This window comes from Ruegeria sp. HKCCA6837, assembly GCF_013034475.1.
Lineage (GTDB): Bacteria > Pseudomonadota > Alphaproteobacteria > Rhodobacterales > Rhodobacteraceae > Ruegeria.
This window is the reverse complement of record NZ_WQGD01000010.1, coordinates 1-16,130: the sequence shown is the minus strand read 5'-3', so window position 1 is coordinate 16,130 and position 16,130 is coordinate 1. Positions and strand designations below refer to the sequence as shown.

Here is a 16,130-nt window from a genome sequence, read left to right as displayed (position 1 = left end):
AATTTGGCTGGGTCCGGAGAAATCCGGGTCCAGCCGAACCTGTCTTAGAAAGGGCCTCAACGCATGGGGTGTTTTCTAAGACACGGTTTTCGGATCGGGAGGCCGCCTTCGGGACGGTGGCCATGAATTGATCCGGACGTGTTGTCTCGATTGTGCAAGATGCCGGGGCCCGACGGTGTCTTTGCCCGCTGAGAACATCGAAAGGTGACATCTGACATGGCTCAAACGTTCCTTGGCCAGAAACGTCTTCGTAAATACTACGGCAAAATCCGCGAAGTGCTGGAGATGCCGAACCTTATTGAGGTACAGAAATCTTCTTATGATCTTTTCCTGCGCTCCGGCGATGCAGAGCAGCCAACAGACGGCGAAGGCATCAAAGGTGTGTTCCAGTCGGTTTTCCCGATCAAGGATTTCAACGAAACCTCCGTTCTGGAGTTCGTGAAATACGATCTGGAAAAACCCAAATACGACGTCGAAGAATGTATGCAGCGCGACATGACTTACAGCGCGCCGCTGAAGGTCACTCTGCGTCTGATCGTGTTTGATGTCGACGAAGACACCGGCGCGAAGTCGGTAAAAGACATCAAGGAACAGGATGTCTTCATGGGCGACATGCCTTTGATGACGCCGAATGGCACTTTTGTCGTGAACGGGACCGAGCGTGTGATCGTATCCCAAATGCACCGCTCGCCCGGTGTGTTCTTTGACCACGACAAGGGCAAGACCCATTCCTCGGGCAAGCTGCTGTTTGCCTGCCGCATCATCCCGTATCGCGGCAGCTGGCTGGACTTTGAATTCGACGCCAAGGACATCGTGTTCGCCCGTATCGACCGTCGCCGCAAACTGCCTGTGACAACCCTGCTTTATGCACTGGGTTTGGATCAGGAAGCGATCATGGACGCGTATTACAACACCGTGTCCTACAAGCTGGACAAGAAGAAAGGGTGGATCACGCCGTTCTTCCCCGAGCGTGTGCGTGGGACCCGTCCGACCTATGATCTGGTTGACGCCAAATCCGGTGAAGTGATTGCCGAAGCAGGTAAGAAAGTCACTCCACGCGCGGTCAAAAAACTGATCGACGAAGGCACCGTAACCGACCTTCTGGTTCCGTTCGATCACATCGTTGGCAAATTTGTCGCGAAGGACATCATCAACGAAGAAAACGGCGCGATTTATGTCGAAGCCGGTGATGAACTGACCCTGGAATACGACAAAGACGGTGACCTGATTGGCGGTACTGCCAAAGAACTGATCGATGCGGGCATCACCGACATCCCGGTTCTGGATATCGACAACGTCAATGTTGGTCCGTACATGCGCAACACCATGGCTCAGGACAAGAACATGAGCCGCGAAACCGCGCTGATGGATATCTACCGCGTCATGCGTCCGGGCGAACCGCCCACCGTCGAGGCTGCGTCGGCCCTGTTCGACACGCTGTTCTTCGACAGCGAGCGTTATGACCTGTCCGCCGTTGGCCGCGTGAAGATGAACATGCGCCTGGCTCTGGATGCGCCGGACACCCTGCGCACTCTGCGCCGCGAAGACATCGTGGCCTGTATCAAGGCGCTTGTTGAACTGCGTGACGGCAAAGGCGACGTGGACGACATCGACCACCTCGGCAACCGTCGCGTGCGTTCGGTTGGCGAACTGATGGAAAACCAGTACCGCGTCGGTCTGCTGCGCATGGAGCGCGCGATCAAAGAGCGTATGTCGTCGGTTGAAATCGACACTGTCATGCCTCAGGACCTGATCAACGCGAAACCTGCTGCGGCTGCTGTTCGCGAATTCTTCGGCTCGTCGCAGCTGTCGCAGTTCATGGACCAGACCAACCCGCTGTCGGAAGTTACGCACAAACGCCGTCTCTCGGCGCTTGGGCCCGGTGGTCTGACGCGTGAGCGTGCGGGCTTTGAGGTGCGCGACGTGCACCCGACCCACTATGGCCGGATGTGCCCGATTGAAACGCCGGAAGGTCCGAACATCGGTCTGATCAACTCGCTGGCCACCTTTGCTCGCGTGAACAAATATGGCTTCATCGAAACACCGTACCGCGTCGTCAAAGACGCCGAGGTGACCGATGAGGTTCACTACATGTCCGCGACCGAGGAGATGCGTCACACCGTGGCGCAGGCGAACGCGACGCTGGATGCCGATGGCAAGTTCATCAACGATCTGGTGTCGACCCGTCAGGCCGGTGACTACACCCTTGCCCCGCGCGAGAATGTAGACCTGATCGACGTGTCGCCGAAACAGCTGGTCTCGGTCGCTGCATCGCTGATCCCGTTCCTTGAAAACGACGACGCCAACCGCGCTCTGATGGGCTCGAACATGCAACGTCAGGCGGTTCCGCTGCTGCGGGCCGAAGCACCGCTGGTCGGTACCGGTATCGAGGAAAAGGTTGCGATCGACTCGGGTGCTGCGATTCAGGCGAAACGCGCCGGTATCATCGACCAGGTTGATGCCCAGCGTATCGTTATCCGCGCCACCGAAGATCTGGAACTGGGTGACGCTGGCGTTGACATTTACCGTCTGCGCAAGTTCCAGCGTTCGAACCAGAACACCTGCATCAACCAGCGTCCGCTGATCAAGGTGGGTGACACCGTCCAGAAGGGCGAGGTCATTGCCGACGGTCCGTCGACCGACATGGGTGAACTGGCGCTTGGTAAGAACGTGGTCGTCGCGTTCATGCCGTGGAACGGTTACAACTACGAAGACTCGATCCTGATCAGCGAACGTATCGCGCGTGATGACGTCTTTACCTCGGTTCATATCGAGGAATTCGAAGTCGCCGCCCGTGACACTAAGCTCGGTCCGGAAGAGATCACCCGCGACATCCCGAACGTCGGTGAAGAAGCGCTGCGCAACCTCGACGAGGCGGGCATCGTTTACATCGGCGCGGATGTTGAGCCGGGCGATATTCTGGTCGGCAAGATCACTCCGAAGGGCGAAAGCCCGATGACCCCGGAAGAAAAGCTGCTGCGCGCCATCTTTGGTGAGAAAGCATCTGACGTGCGCGACACCTCGCTGCGCGTGAAGCCGGGCGATTACGGTACGGTCGTGGAAGTCCGCGTTTTCAACCGTCACGGCGTCGAAAAAGACGAGCGTGCGCTGCAGATTGAGCGTGAGGAAGTCGAACGTCTGGCCCGTGACCGGGACGACGAGCTGGCGATCCTGGACCGCAACATCTATGCGCGTCTGCAAGGCTTGATCCTTGGTAAAACCGCTGTCAAAGGGCCGAAAGGCGTCAAGGCAGGGTCGGTGATCACCGAGGAGCTGCTGGAAACTCTGACCCGTGGTCAGTGGTGGCAGCTGGCGCTGGAAGGCGAGCAGGACGCGCAGATCGTCGAAGCTCTGAACGAGCAGTACGAAGTGCAAAAGCGTGCTCTGGACGCCCGTTTCGAAGACAAGGTCGAAAAAGTCCGTCGTGGCGACGACCTGCCGCCGGGTGTGATGAAGATGGTCAAAGTCTTCATCGCCGTGAAGCGTAAGCTGCAGCCGGGCGACAAGATGGCCGGCCGTCACGGGAACAAAGGTGTGATCTCCAAGGTTGTTCCGATGGAAGACATGCCGTTCCTGGCCGATGGTACGCCGGTTGATTTCTGTCTGAACCCGCTGGGTGTGCCTTCGCGTATGAACGTTGGTCAGATCCTTGAAACCCACATGGGTTGGGCTGCACGCGGCCTGGGTCTGAACATTGATGAGGCTCTGGGTGAATACCGCCGCTCCGGCGATCTGACCCCGGTGCGCGAAGCGATGAAGCTGGCCTATGGCGAAGATGTCTACGAAGAAGGCATCACCGGTCTGGACGAGGATGGCCTGATCGAGGCTGCGGGCAACGTGACCCGCGGTGTTCCGATCGCTACCCCGGTCTTCGACGGTGCCAAAGAGGCTGACGTCAACGATGCGCTGGTGCGTGCGGGCTTCTCGGAAAGCGGTCAGTCGGTTCTGTTCGACGGTCGTACCGGTGAGCAATTCGCGCGTCCGGTCACCGTGGGCATCAAGTACCTGCTGAAACTGCACCACCTTGTGGACGACAAAATCCACGCGCGTTCGACCGGGCCGTACAGCCTGGTTACCCAGCAGCCGCTGGGTGGTAAGGCGCAGTTCGGTGGTCAGCGCTTTGGTGAGATGGAAGTCTGGGCTCTGGAAGCTTACGGCGCCGCCTACACCCTGCAGGAGATGCTCACCGTGAAATCGGATGACGTCGCCGGCCGGACCAAGGTCTATGAGTCGATCGTCAAGGGCGAGGATAACTTTGAAGCGGGCGTACCGGAATCGTTCAACGTTCTGGTGAAAGAAGTCCGTGGCCTCGGCCTGAATATGGAACTCCTGGATGCGGAGGTTGAGGAGTAAGGGCGCTGCCCTCTCTCCCGTCCCCCCTTCCGCAAGATTTGAGGTAACAAATGAACCAGGAAATCACCAACAACCCGTTCAACCCGCTGACGCCCCCGAAGGTCTTTGACGAGATCAAGGTCTCGCTGGCGTCGCCCGAGCGGATCCTGTCTTGGTCCTATGGCGAGATCAAGAAACCCGAAACCATCAACTACCGGACGTTCAAGCCTGAACGTGACGGCCTGTTCTGCGCGCGTATCTTTGGCCCGATCAAAGATTACGAATGTCTGTGCGGCAAATATAAGCGGATGAAGTATCGCGGCGTTGTCTGCGAGAAATGCGGTGTGGAAGTCACCCTGCAGAAAGTCCGCCGCGAGCGTATGGGCCACATCGAACTGGCCGCGCCCGTCGCACATATCTGGTTCCTGAAGTCGCTGCCGTCCCGCATCGGTCTGATGCTGGACATGACGCTGCGCGATCTGGAACGCGTTCTGTACTTTGAAAACTATGTCGTCATCGAACCAGGTCTGACTGACCTGACCTACGGCCAGATGCTGACCGAAGAAGAGTACATGGATGCGCAGGATGCTTATGGCATGGACGCCTTCACGGCGAATATCGGTGCTGAAGCCATCCGTGAGATGCTGGCCCAGATCGATCTGGAAGCCGAAGCCGAGCAGCTGCGCGCTGATCTGGCCGAGGCAACAGGCGAGCTGAAGCCCAAGAAAATCATCAAGCGTCTGAAGGTTGTTGAATCTTTCCTCGAGTCGGGCAACCGGCCCGAGTGGATGGTGATGACCGTGATCCCGGTCATTCCGCCGGAACTGCGTCCACTGGTTCCGCTGGATGGTGGCCGTTTCGCGACCTCGGATCTGAACGATCTGTATCGCCGCGTCATCAACCGGAACAACCGTCTGAAGCGTCTGATCGAACTGCGCGCGCCTGACATCATCGTCCGCAACGAAAAGCGGATGCTGCAGGAATCCGTGGATGCTCTGTTCGACAACGGCCGTCGTGGCCGCGTGATCACCGGCGCCAATAAGCGTCCGCTGAAATCGCTGTCGGACATGCTGAAAGGTAAGCAAGGCCGCTTCCGTCAGAACCTTTTGGGTAAGCGCGTCGACTTCTCGGGCCGTTCGGTCATTGTGACCGGGCCCGAGCTGAAGCTGCACCAGTGTGGTCTGCCCAAAAAGATGGCGCTGGAGCTGTTCAAGCCGTTCATCTACTCACGCCTTGAAGCCAAGGGTCTGTCTTCGACCGTGAAACAGGCGAAGAAACTGGTCGAGAAAGAGCGTCCTGAAGTTTGGGATATCCTTGACGAGGTGATCCGCGAACACCCTGTCATGCTGAACCGTGCGCCGACGCTGCACCGTCTTGGCATTCAGGCGTTTGAGCCGGTCCTGATCGAAGGTAAAGCCATTCAGCTGCACCCGCTGGTCTGTTCGGCCTTTAACGCTGACTTTGACGGGGACCAGATGGCCGTTCACGTCCCGCTGAGCCTTGAGGCGCAGCTGGAAGCCCGTGTTCTGATGATGTCGACGAACAACGTTCTGTCGCCTGCAAATGGCGCACCGATCATCGTTCCATCGCAGGATATGATCCTGGGTCTGTACTATGTGACCCTGGAACGTGAAGGCATGCCGGGCGAAGGCAAGGTCTTTGGCTCGATCGAAGAAGTTCAGCACGCGCTGGACGCCGGTGAGGTGCACCTGCACTCGAAAATCACCGCGCGGATCACGCAGATCGACGACGAAGGCAACGAAGTTCAAAAGCGCTATGAAACCACTCCGGGCCGTCTGCGTCTTGGTGCCTTGCTGCCGATGAACAACAAAGCGCCGTTCGAGCTGGTCAACCGCCTGCTGCGGAAGAAAGAAGTGCAGCAGGTGATCGACACCGTCTACCGTTACTGCGGTCAGAAAGAGTCGGTTATCTTCTGTGACCAGATTATGTCGATGGGCTTCAAAGAAGCGTTCAAGGCTGGCATCTCGTTCGGTAAGGACGACATGGTCATTCCGGGTGACAAGTGGGGCATCGTTGATGACACCCGCGGTCAGGTGAAGGACTTTGAACAGCAGTACATGGACGGCCTGATTACTCAGGGTGAAAAGTACAACAAAGTTGTCGATGCCTGGTCGAAGTGTAACGACCGCGTCACCGAGGCTATGATGTCGACGATCTCGTCGTCGGATCGGGCAGAGGACGGGTCCGAGCAGGAACCGAACTCGGTCTACATGATGGCCCACTCGGGTGCGCGTGGCTCGGTTACTCAGATGAAACAGCTGGGCGGTATGCGCGGCCTGATGGCCAAGCCGAACGGTGACATCATCGAAACGCCGATCATCTCGAACTTTAAGGAAGGTCTGACCGTTCTCGAGTACTTCAACTCGACCCACGGTGCCCGTAAGGGTCTGTCGGATACCGCTCTGAAGACGGCGAACTCGGGTTACCTGACCCGTCGTCTGGTTGACGTGGCACAAGACTGTATCGTTCGTGAGATCGACTGTGGCACCGAGCGTGCGATCACTGCCGAAGCAGCCGTAAACGACGGTGAGGTTGTCGCCTCGCTGGCCGAACGTGTGCTGGGCCGTGTCGCTGCTGACGATGTTCTGCGTCCAGGCACAGATGAGGTGATCGTCGCAGCAGGTCAGCTGATCGACGAACGTATGGCCGACACCATCGACGAAGCTGGTGTTCAGTCGATGCGCATCCGCTCGCCTCTGACCTGTGAGTCCGAGGAAGGCGTCTGTGCAACCTGCTACGGTCGTGACCTTGCACGCGGTACCATGGTGAACACCGGTGAAGCTGTTGGCATCATTGCCGCCCAGTCGATCGGTGAACCCGGTACACAGCTGACCATGCGGACCTTCCACATCGGTGGTGTTGCGCAAGGTGGTCAGCAGTCGTTCCAGGAAGCCAACCAGGAAGGTGTTGTCGCGTTCGAGAACCCGCAGATCCTGGTCAATGCCGCTGGCGAAAGCCTGGTCATGGGCCGGAACATGAAGCTGGTGATCAACGACGAACATGGCGAAGAGCGTGCCAGCTTCAAGCTGGGCTACGGCTCCAAGCTGTTCGTCAAAGACGGCACCAAAGTGGCCCGTGGCGACAAGCTGTTCGAATGGGATCCCTACACTCTGCCGATCATCGCCGAGAAAGCCGGTACCGCGAAATACGTTGATCTGGTTTCGGGCCTTGCTGTCCGCGACGAGACTGACGAAGCAACTGGCATGACCCAGAAGATCGTGATCGACTGGCGCGCGGCCCCCAAAGGCAGCGACCTCAAGCCGGAGATCATTCTGGTCGGTGAAGATGGCGAGCCGGTCCGCAACGACGCGGGCAACCCGGTTCACTATCCGATGTCGGTCGATGCGATTCTGTCGGTCGAAGACGGCCAGAAGATCGAAGCTGGTGACGTTGTTGCGCGTATCCCGCGTGAAGGTGCCAAGACCAAGGACATCACCGGTGGTCTGCCGCGTGTGGCCGAACTGTTCGAAGCGCGTCGTCCGAAAGATCACGCGATCATCGCAGAAGCCGATGGTTACGTGCGCTTTGGCCGCGACTACAAGAACAAACGCCGCATCAGCATCGAACCGGCGGACGAGTCCATGGAGACCATCGAGTACATGGTGCCCAAGGGCAAGCACATCCCGGTCGCCGAAGGGGACTTCATCCAGAAGGGTGAATACCTGATGGACGGTAACCCGGCTCCGCATGACATCCTGTCCATCATGGGTGTCGAAGCGCTGGCGGATTACATGATCGACGAAGTGCAGGACGTCTATCGTCTGCAGGGCGTGAAGATCAACGACAAGCACATCGAGGTCATCGTGCGCCAGATGCTGCAGAAGTGGGAGATCCTGGATTCAGGCGACACCACCCTGCTAAAAGGCGAGCATGTCGACAAGCAGGAGTTCGACGCGGCCAACGAGAAGACCCTCTCGCGCGGTGGTCGTCCGGCACAGGGCGAACCGATCCTGTTGGGGATCACCAAAGCCTCGCTGCAGACGCGTTCGTTCATCTCGGCGGCGTCGTTCCAGGAAACCACCCGTGTGCTGACCGAAGCTTCGGTTCAGGGCAAGAAGGACAAGCTGGTTGGCCTGAAAGAGAACGTCATCGTTGGTCGTCTGATCCCCGCCGGTACCGGTGGGGCCACTCAGGCCGTCCGCCACATCGCGCAGTCGCGTGACAACGTGGTCATCGAAGCCCGCCGGGAAGAGGCCGAAGCCGCCGCTGCTCTGGCCGCGCCGACTTTCGACGACGACATGGTTGGTGATGAGCTGGACGTTCTGGTGGAAACCCCGGAAAGCCGCGAGTAAGCTCGACAGCATAAATTTGAAAAAGGCCCCGCAAAACGCGGGGCCTTTTTCTTGGATAAGTGTCAACGTTGGCCCACGGCAATTGAAAGCAATTGCTAAGGCATTAGCGGTATATCTGTAGGCTCTGGCGCGGCCCCTGCGGCGGTGAGCATGGCATGTATTTGCCCCCGGTGATGGGCTTGGTGATTAAAGAACTGAACAACACAGACGGCCTTAGGCATTTCGGTTTTGGATAAGCTGCCAGGTGGGTACCACCTGACAACACCATTGAGATCTGCGCTAGTTGTGATGGACGCCCATTGTTGGATTTCCGTATCGCGCTGCGTGCGTACGTCTTTGAATTCAGACCAATCCGAAGGGCTGGTCAGTGAATGGGTGATTGTTTCCTGTGGGCGTTCGTTTCCTTTGATGCGCTCAAGCATAAGGGCATCGGCCCAATAGAGGTGGTTCATAGTTGCAGCGATGAATTTGAAGAACGCGCCTCGATCCTTCCAGCGCTGAGCTTCGGTCAAGCCGTCCGATGCAGTGATGAGCGAGATATTTTGCCATCTATTGTAGCGTGCCATAAGTCGGCAATAAGCGGCTGAAATCATCTTTCATGGCCTCAGAGTTATTGTGGAAGTATTGGGAAAATTGAGCGCTTTACTTTGGAACAAGGCAAATTGCGCTGGGGCCCGCGCACGCTATCACGACGTTGGGTGACTATGAGATTACAGATGTCACCGGCTTTGCGTAAGCTTTTTCTCAATCAAGCCTGTCAATGCGCTGCATAACCAAGTCCTGTTTTCGGTTCGCGCTTGTTAACACGAAAGCAGATTGCGTCGTGGCAAGACAGCACGACAATTTGATCCAACACTGCCTTCAAGCACGGTGCCTCGTTCTTGCGGACCCACAATCTCTAGCTTAGCTCCGACCAGAGATATTATTTTGATTTTGAATTGGCTCATGGGCACAGAACACAACTCTTTCGAAGATCGCGTTGCGCGGATCAGGCAGCGCTCAGACGAGAATGCAGGAAACGCACCCCGGCCCAGAGCCGAGAGCTTCTGGCGGCGCCTGGCCTATCCAGGTGCATTTGTCGGGGCGTTTTTGCTGGGGATCTTTGCCGTTTTTCTGACCCGCTACATTCAGTATCAATCCGTCGGCATACCGGTTCTACGACAGGTTGATACGCAGGATTTCGTCAGCCTCGGCCTTGCGGGTGGGGCCTGCATAATGGTGATGCTTTTTCTGAAAGGTAAGCTTCGAGAATTTGCAAGTGCGCTAGCGGTTGGCGCGTTGCTGACGACATTCACCTTTCACAACCTGGTTTGGAACTACCCGGTTTTTTTTGAGCAAACCTGCGGAGAAGACTCGGTGGATTTTGTCAAAGACACGACGGAACCTTCGAGCTTGAACTTCTTCGGAACTATTTTGCCTTTAGGCTGACATCTGGATGATGGCGGCAAGCGATATTGACATCCAAGGTTATACTCTGGCCAATACAGGCGTTTGCCAGCCCGGAGCCCAATCCTTATGACCCCGAACACCAAAGGTGCCTTGCTAATGATGGGCAGCATGGCGGCATTTACCCTGAACGATACGCTGGTGAAGGTCGCGTTACAGGAATTGCCGCTTTTCCAGCTGGTTGCCTTAAGGGGCGCTTTGGCCGTTATGCTGGTTTATCTGCTGGCGCGGTCTCTGGGGGCGCTGCACCTGAATTTTTCGCGGCACGACAAGTGGCTGGTCGCCCTGCGTAGCTTGACCGAACTGGCTGCCACTTTCTTTTTTTTGACAGCGTTGAAGAATATGCCGCTTGCCAACGTGACGGCCATTTTGCAGGCGCTGCCACTGACTGTCACGCTGGGCGCGGCGTTGGTTTTCTCAGAGCAGGTCGGCTGGCGGCGTACCTTGGCGATCGTTGTAGGGTTCATTGGTATGGTGTTGATCGTACGGCCGGGCCCGGACGGGTTCAGCGTGTATTCTGTCTACGCCCTGATCGCAGTGGCGTCGATTACGGTTCGGGATCTTGTTACCCGACGCATGTCCGCCGATGTGCCGTCGATGGTTGTGACCCTGGCAACCTCGGGCTCAATCGCAGTTGCCGCGGCGATTGCTTCGGTTTTTGAAGGATGGGCGCCGGTCTCGGCTGCAGCAGGGTCTCTGGTCGCCGTCGCTGCCGTCTTTGTGCTGATGGGATATCTTTTAAGCGTCATGGTCATGCGTCAGGGGGATGTTGGATTTGTTGCTCCGTTTCGGTATTCCAGCCTGCTCTGGGCGTTGGGGCTGGGGTGGGTCGTTTTTGACGAATGGCCAGATGCGGTGACGATGCTGGGTGCAGCGCTGATCGTAGGCGCAGGGTTGTTCACACTCTTCCGCGAGCGGGCCCGTCAAGGTGCAGCGTGAACCTGCCTGACATAGGTCTGGTCAATGGCAAAGCGGGACAGGAATTCAGCTTTTTGTTGTGGTGAAAGCGGACTTAGGTCGGCATTCGTGCTTCTTGTGCGGGGCGAGTCGTTGAACCGGTTCAAGCCTCGCACCCACATCGGGCCATCCGGGCGGGTGACCACAGGCATAGCCCGGTTCATCCTGTTATGGGCAAAGTTCATGATTGATTTCCGGTTGCCGCCCTGCACAAACATGCCAAGCCCGGCTGTCATCAGCGGGCGATGCACGCGAATGGCCTGAATCCCTTGGGCATTTGCGCGCGCCAAATACCCACAGTTGAAATCGATCGCCACCATAGTGCGGCTCTGCAAGAGCGCTGCGCAATCAACTGCCGTTCCCCGCAGCCTTTCGACAAAGTCCACGGCCACTGCATCATCATCGTCGTGACGAAACTGCAGGCAAGGCGCGTCGAGATTTTGACGTGCCGCATTCAGAACCTCTTGCATGACCTTCCTGTGCCGGCCCGGAGGTCTGACGACAATTTCTACCTGTTTCAGGTCAGCGGTCAGGTCATTCAGGCGATCGAAGGCGGGTTTGGGCAGGCATTCACCGATGACGATCCGCAGATGAAAGTCTTGGTCGGTTTGCTGCCGCAGACCGGGCAGGGCGATGGTTTCAAACAAACGGAACCGCTCTTCCAGCCGATCATGACGGTAAAGGAACTGCCGCCGTTCTTCGACAGAGGCATGCATGGTCTGAAACCCACCAATGGCGGGATAGGAAAAGCGGCAAAGACCGAGGACCTGCATCTTCTCAAGTCCCAACAGGGGTAGTTTCGACCTCTTCGGGGTCGATAGAGAAACGTGTACGCAAATCCATTGCCTGTTCCCCAGTGACGGGCAACAAATCACGCGTATCCTTCCGGGCGTGGTCCGAGTCGTTGAACCCGTGCAGCATCCGCACCCACATTGGTGCGTCCGGGTAGCTGACGACTGGCATGAACCGCGCCAGTCTGTTGTGCAGTCGGTCAAAGATTGTCCGTTTACTTCCGCCCCGAACATACATACCCAAGCCGACCCCCAGCAGCGACCGATAGACCTGCGCGACGTGTAACTCATTTTTGTCACGCCGGGCGACGTAACCGAGGTTGTAGTCTATCGCGACCGACTCGCTCTGCTGTACCAGTCCTGCATTTTCGCGAATTGCAGAGCGTAGCTTTTCTATGAAATCGACCGAGACCGCGTCATCGTCGTCATGCCGAAACTGAAGGCAGGGTTTATGCGGGTCTGTTCGGGCGGTGTTCAGAACCTCCCGCATCACTCGCTTATGATCTGCGGCTTCCTTTTCGATGATGCAGATCTGTTTGATCCTAGCGGTCAGATCTCGTAGCCGTTGCGCATAGGGTGGCGGCAGGCATGTTCCCGTAAGCACCAGCAGCTCAAACGCCTCATCGGTTTGGGAGCGAAAGCCGGGCAGAGTGATGGTTTCAAACAGGCGAAAGCGTTCCTCCATCCTGTCGGTGTCATACAGAAACCGCCTTTGATCTTCAATTGAGTCTTGGCTGAGCCGAAAGCCGCCAATCGAAGGATAGGAAAAGCGGCACAGGCCAATCACTTGCATCTGTTGTCCATCACCTGGTATTCCGCACGACTATGCCCCCGCCGTGAAACGGCTGCAACGGGGTGGTAGCGTCTTATGTTGAAGTCTCCGACGCCCTAATCTCTGCCCGCCCGAGGCTGCCGGTATAGTGCTGTTGACACTTGGGTCGACTCCGCCTATTACGCGCGTCATCTCGGTACCGGGGGCCGCCCCAAAACCGATTTCAGTAATGAACTGGTCAAGACCCGGACAATTTTGCAGTTCGCGTCCTCTGATAACCAACCGCGACGTTCACCTCGGAATGGGAACGCTCGCGGATTTTGCGCTTGTGGACGCATGAGTGCAACGAATTTAGCCGCACGCAGCTCGCGTGCATGTCATGTGTGTTGCAAAACGGGGAAGAAACCGGAATGCCAACTATTCAACAGCTGATCCGCAAACCGCGGCAGCCTAAAGTAAAACGCTCGAAATCCATGCACCTGGAGCAGTGCCCGCAGAAGCGCGGCGTCTGCACCCGCGTGTACACCACCACACCGAAAAAGCCGAACTCGGCTATGCGTAAGGTTGCCAAAGTGCGCCTGACCAACGGGTTCGAGGTCATCTCGTACATCCCCGGTGAAAGCCACAACCTGCAGGAACACTCGGTTGTTCTGATCCGTGGCGGCCGTGTGAAAGACCTTCCCGGTGTGCGTTACCACATCCTGCGCGGTGTTCTGGATACTCAGGGCGTCAAAGACCGTAAGCAACGTCGTTCGAAATACGGCGCGAAGCGTCCCAAGTAAGAAGGAGAGGCTGATATGTCACGTCGTCACGCCGCCGAAAAACGCGAAGTCCTGCCTGACGCCAAGTTTGGCGACAAGGTACTGACCAAATTCATGAACAACCTGATGATCGACGGTAAGAAGTCGGTCGCAGAGCGGATCGTTTACAACGCGTTTGACCGCGTTGAGAACAAGGTAAAGCGCGCTCCTGTCGAAGTGTTCCACGAAGCGCTCGACAACATCAAACCGTCGGTCGAGGTTCGCTCGCGCCGGGTTGGTGGTGCAACCTATCAGGTTCCGGTCGAAGTGCGCCCCGAGCGCCGCGAAGCACTGGCCATCCGCTGGCTGATCACTGCTGCGCGCGGCCGCAACGAAAACACCATGGAAGAACGCCTCGCCGGTGAACTGCTGGACGCTGTACAGTCCCGCGGTACTGCCGTGAAGAAGCGCGAAGACACCCACAAGATGGCCGAGGCAAACAAAGCCTTCAGCCACTACCGTTGGTAATTCAGAGGCTTATCAAAAATGGCACGCGAATATCCGCTCGAACTGTACCGTAACTTCGGTATCATGGCGCACATCGACGCAGGTAAGACCACCTGCTCGGAGCGTATCCTGTATTACACTGGTAAATCCCACAACATCGGTGAGGTGCACGATGGTGCAGCCACCATGGACTGGATGGAGCAGGAGCAGGAACGCGGCATCACCATCACCTCGGCTGCGACCACCACCTTCTGGGAACGCACCGAAGACGGTCAGACCGCCGATACCCCCAAGCACCGCCTGAACATCATCGACACCCCCGGCCACGTTGACTTCACCATCGAAGTTGAACGCTCGCTGGCGGTTCTCGACGGTGCCGTCTGCGTTCTGGACGCAAACGCCGGTGTTGAGCCCCAGACCGAAACCGTGTGGCGTCAGGCTGACCGCTACAAGGTTCCGCGTATGGTTTTCGTCAACAAAATGGACAAGATCGGCGCAGACTTCTTTAACTGCGTTCGCATGATCGAAGACCGTACCGGCGCACGCGCTGTTCCGGTTGGTATCCCGATCGGCGCCGAGTCCGAGCTTGAAGGTCTGATCGACCTGGTCACCATGGAAGAGTGGCTGTGGCAGGGCGAAGATCTGGGCGCTAGCTGGATCAAAGCCCCCATCCGCGACAGCCTGAAAGACATGGCTGACGAATGGCGCAGCAAGATGATCGAAGCGGCCGTCGAAATGGACGACGACGCGATGATGGAATACCTGGAAGGCAATGAGCCCGACGTTCCGACCCTGCGCAAACTGCTGCGCAAAGGTACCCTGGACATCGCGTTTGTTCCGGTTCTGGGTGGTTCGGCGTTCAAGAACAAAGGCGTTCAGCCGCTGCTCAACGCTGTGATCGACTATCTGCCCAGCCCGCTGGACGTTGTTGATTACATGGGCTTTAAGCCCGGCGACGAGGACGAAGTTCGTGACATCGCACGTCGCGCCGATGACGCAATGGCGTTCTCGGGCCTGGCGTTCAAAATCATGAACGACCCCTTCGTTGGCTCGCTGACCTTTACCCGGATCTACTCGGGCACCATGAACAAGGGTGACTCGATCCTGAACTCGACCAAAGGTAAAAAAGAGCGCATCGGTCGTATGATGATGATGCACTCAAACAACCGGGAAGAGATCGAAGAAGCGTTTGCAGGCGACATCATCGCGCTGGCGGGTCTGAAAGACACCACCACCGGTGACACCCTGTGTGATGCGAAGGATCCGGTGGTTCTGGAAACCATGACCTTCCCCGATCCGGTGATCGAGATCGCGGTTGAGCCCAAAACCAAGGGCGACCAGGAAAAGATGTCCCAGGGTCTGGCCCGTCTGGCCGCTGAAGACCCGTCTTTCCGCGTGGAAACCGACCTGGAATCGGGTCAGACCATCATGAAGGGCATGGGCGAACTTCACCTGGACATTCTGGTTGACCGTCTGAAGCGCGAGTTCAAGGTTGAAGCGAACATCGGTGCACCGCAGGTGGCCTATCGTGAAACCATCTCGATGCCGGTCGAGCACACCTACACCCACAAGAAACAGTCGGGTGGTTCGGGTCAGTTCGGTGAAGTTAAACTGGAAATCCAGCCGACTGAGCCGGGCGAAGGGTATTCGTTCGAAAGCCGCATCGTTGGTGGTGCTGTTCCGAAGGAATACATCCCAGGTGTTGAAAAAGGCATCAACTCGGTCATGGACAGCGGCCCGCTGGCTGGTTTCCCTGTCATCGACTTCAAGGTTGCCCTGCTGGACGGTAAGTTCCACGACGTTGACTCGAGCGTTCTGGCGTTCGAAATCGCGGCCCGTATGTGTATGCGTGAAGGTATGCGCAAAGCAGGCGCGAAACTGCTGGAACCGATCATGAAGGTCGAAGTGATCACCCCGGAAGAATACACCGGCGGTATCATCGGCGACCTGACTTCGCGTCGTGGCCAGGTGTCTGGTCAAGAACCGCGCGGCAACGCAATCGCGATCGACGCGTTCGTTCCGCTGGCGAACATGTTCGGCTACATCAACACTCTGCGTTCGATGTCGTCGGGCCGTGCCCAGTTCACCATGCAGTTCGACCACTACGATCCGGTTCCGCAGAACATCTCGGACGAGATTCAGGCGAAATACGCATAAGCGAAGATTTGAGGGAGCTCCGGTGCGGGGCTCCCTTCATTACCGAAAAAGGAGGCCATCATGGCAAAGGAAAAGTTTGAGCGTACAAAACCGCACGTCAACATCGGCACGATTG

General features: G+C 57.3%; 10 protein-coding genes. 7 read left to right on the top strand and 3 right to left on the bottom strand.

The window, feature by feature from the left end; genetic code table 11:
• Window positions 1-216 precede the first annotated feature (216 nt).
• Window positions 217-4,353, top strand: a complete 4,137-nt coding sequence (gene rpoB / locus GOV91_RS14330) for a DNA-directed RNA polymerase subunit beta (protein ID WP_171180091.1) — start codon at window positions 217-219, stop codon at window positions 4,351-4,353.
• 50 nt (window positions 4,354-4,403) lie between these two features.
• A complete protein-coding gene (gene rpoC, locus GOV91_RS14325) occupies window positions 4,404-8,645 on the top strand; it encodes a DNA-directed RNA polymerase subunit beta' (RefSeq protein ID WP_171236018.1) in 4,242 nt (1,413 codons plus the stop codon).
• Between the two features lie 95 nt (window positions 8,646-8,740).
• On the opposite strand, the gene GOV91_RS14320 is transcribed toward rpoC, so the two are convergent.
• Complete coding sequence (locus tag GOV91_RS14320) at window positions 8,741-9,238, bottom strand: DinB family protein (protein WP_171236017.1); 498 nt, start codon at window positions 9,236-9,238, stop codon at window positions 8,741-8,743.
• 223 nt (window positions 9,239-9,461) lie between these two features.
• Between GOV91_RS14320 and GOV91_RS14315 the strand changes: the two genes are divergently transcribed.
• Window positions 9,462-10,073: a hypothetical protein gene (locus GOV91_RS14315; protein ID WP_171236016.1), complete on the top strand. Its 612-nt coding sequence runs from the start codon at window positions 9,462-9,464 to the stop codon at window positions 10,071-10,073.
• 87 nt (window positions 10,074-10,160) lie between these two features.
• Window positions 10,161-11,030, top strand: a complete 870-nt coding sequence (locus GOV91_RS14310) for a DMT family transporter (protein ID WP_171236015.1) — start codon at window positions 10,161-10,163, stop codon at window positions 11,028-11,030.
• Here GOV91_RS14310 and GOV91_RS14305 read toward each other — a convergent pair.
• Both GOV91_RS14305 and GOV91_RS14300 read right to left on the bottom strand, forming a co-directional pair.
• Window positions 11,015-11,821, bottom strand: coding sequence for a putative rhamnosyl transferase (locus tag GOV91_RS14305; protein ID WP_171236014.1), 807 nt, complete (start codon window positions 11,819-11,821; stop codon window positions 11,015-11,017). The two genes, GOV91_RS14310 and GOV91_RS14305, sit on opposite strands and share 16 nt — an antisense overlap.
• 4 nt (window positions 11,822-11,825) lie before the next feature.
• Entirely contained in the window at window positions 11,826-12,632 is an 807-nt protein-coding gene (locus GOV91_RS14300) for a putative rhamnosyl transferase (RefSeq protein WP_171236013.1), read from the bottom strand.
• A gap of 389 nt (window positions 12,633-13,021) precedes the next feature.
• Between GOV91_RS14300 and rpsL the strand changes: the two genes are divergently transcribed.
• From rpsL to fusA, 3 genes are read left to right on the top strand one after another with little or no spacing between them, the layout of a single operon-like run.
• Window positions 13,022-13,393, top strand: a complete 372-nt coding sequence (gene rpsL, locus GOV91_RS14295; RefSeq protein ID WP_005621086.1) for a 30S ribosomal protein S12 — start codon at window positions 13,022-13,024, stop codon at window positions 13,391-13,393.
• A gap of 15 nt (window positions 13,394-13,408) precedes the next feature.
• On the top strand, window positions 13,409-13,879 hold the full coding sequence (rpsG, locus tag GOV91_RS14290; RefSeq protein WP_010441203.1) for a 30S ribosomal protein S7: 471 nt from the start codon (window positions 13,409-13,411) through the stop codon (window positions 13,877-13,879).
• Between the two features lie 18 nt (window positions 13,880-13,897).
• Window positions 13,898-16,015, top strand: a complete 2,118-nt coding sequence (fusA, locus tag GOV91_RS14285; RefSeq protein ID WP_171236012.1) for an elongation factor G — start codon at window positions 13,898-13,900, stop codon at window positions 16,013-16,015.
• Window positions 16,016-16,130 lie beyond the last annotated feature (115 nt).

Bases quoted from the DNA above. Each gene is read 5' to 3' on its own strand.
- rpoB (WP_171180091.1), top strand. From the start codon at position 217: ATGGCTCAAACGTTCCTTGGCCAGAAACGTCTTCGTAAATACTACGGC.
- rpoC (WP_171236018.1), top strand. From the start codon at position 4,404: ATGAACCAGGAAATCACCAACAACCCGTTCAACCCGCTGACGCCCCCG.
- GOV91_RS14320 (WP_171236017.1), bottom strand. From the start codon at position 9,238: ATGATTTCAGCCGCTTATTGCCGACTTATGGCACGCTACAATAGATGG.
- GOV91_RS14310 (WP_171236015.1), top strand. From the start codon at position 10,161: ATGACCCCGAACACCAAAGGTGCCTTGCTAATGATGGGCAGCATGGCG.
- GOV91_RS14305 (WP_171236014.1), bottom strand. From the start codon at position 11,821: ATGCAGGTCCTCGGTCTTTGCCGCTTTTCCTATCCCGCCATTGGTGGG.
- GOV91_RS14300 (WP_171236013.1), bottom strand. From the start codon at position 12,632: ATGCAAGTGATTGGCCTGTGCCGCTTTTCCTATCCTTCGATTGGCGGC.
- rpsL (WP_005621086.1), top strand. From the start codon at position 13,022: ATGCCAACTATTCAACAGCTGATCCGCAAACCGCGGCAGCCTAAAGTA.
- rpsG (WP_010441203.1), top strand. From the start codon at position 13,409: ATGTCACGTCGTCACGCCGCCGAAAAACGCGAAGTCCTGCCTGACGCC.
- fusA (WP_171236012.1), top strand. From the start codon at position 13,898: ATGGCACGCGAATATCCGCTCGAACTGTACCGTAACTTCGGTATCATG.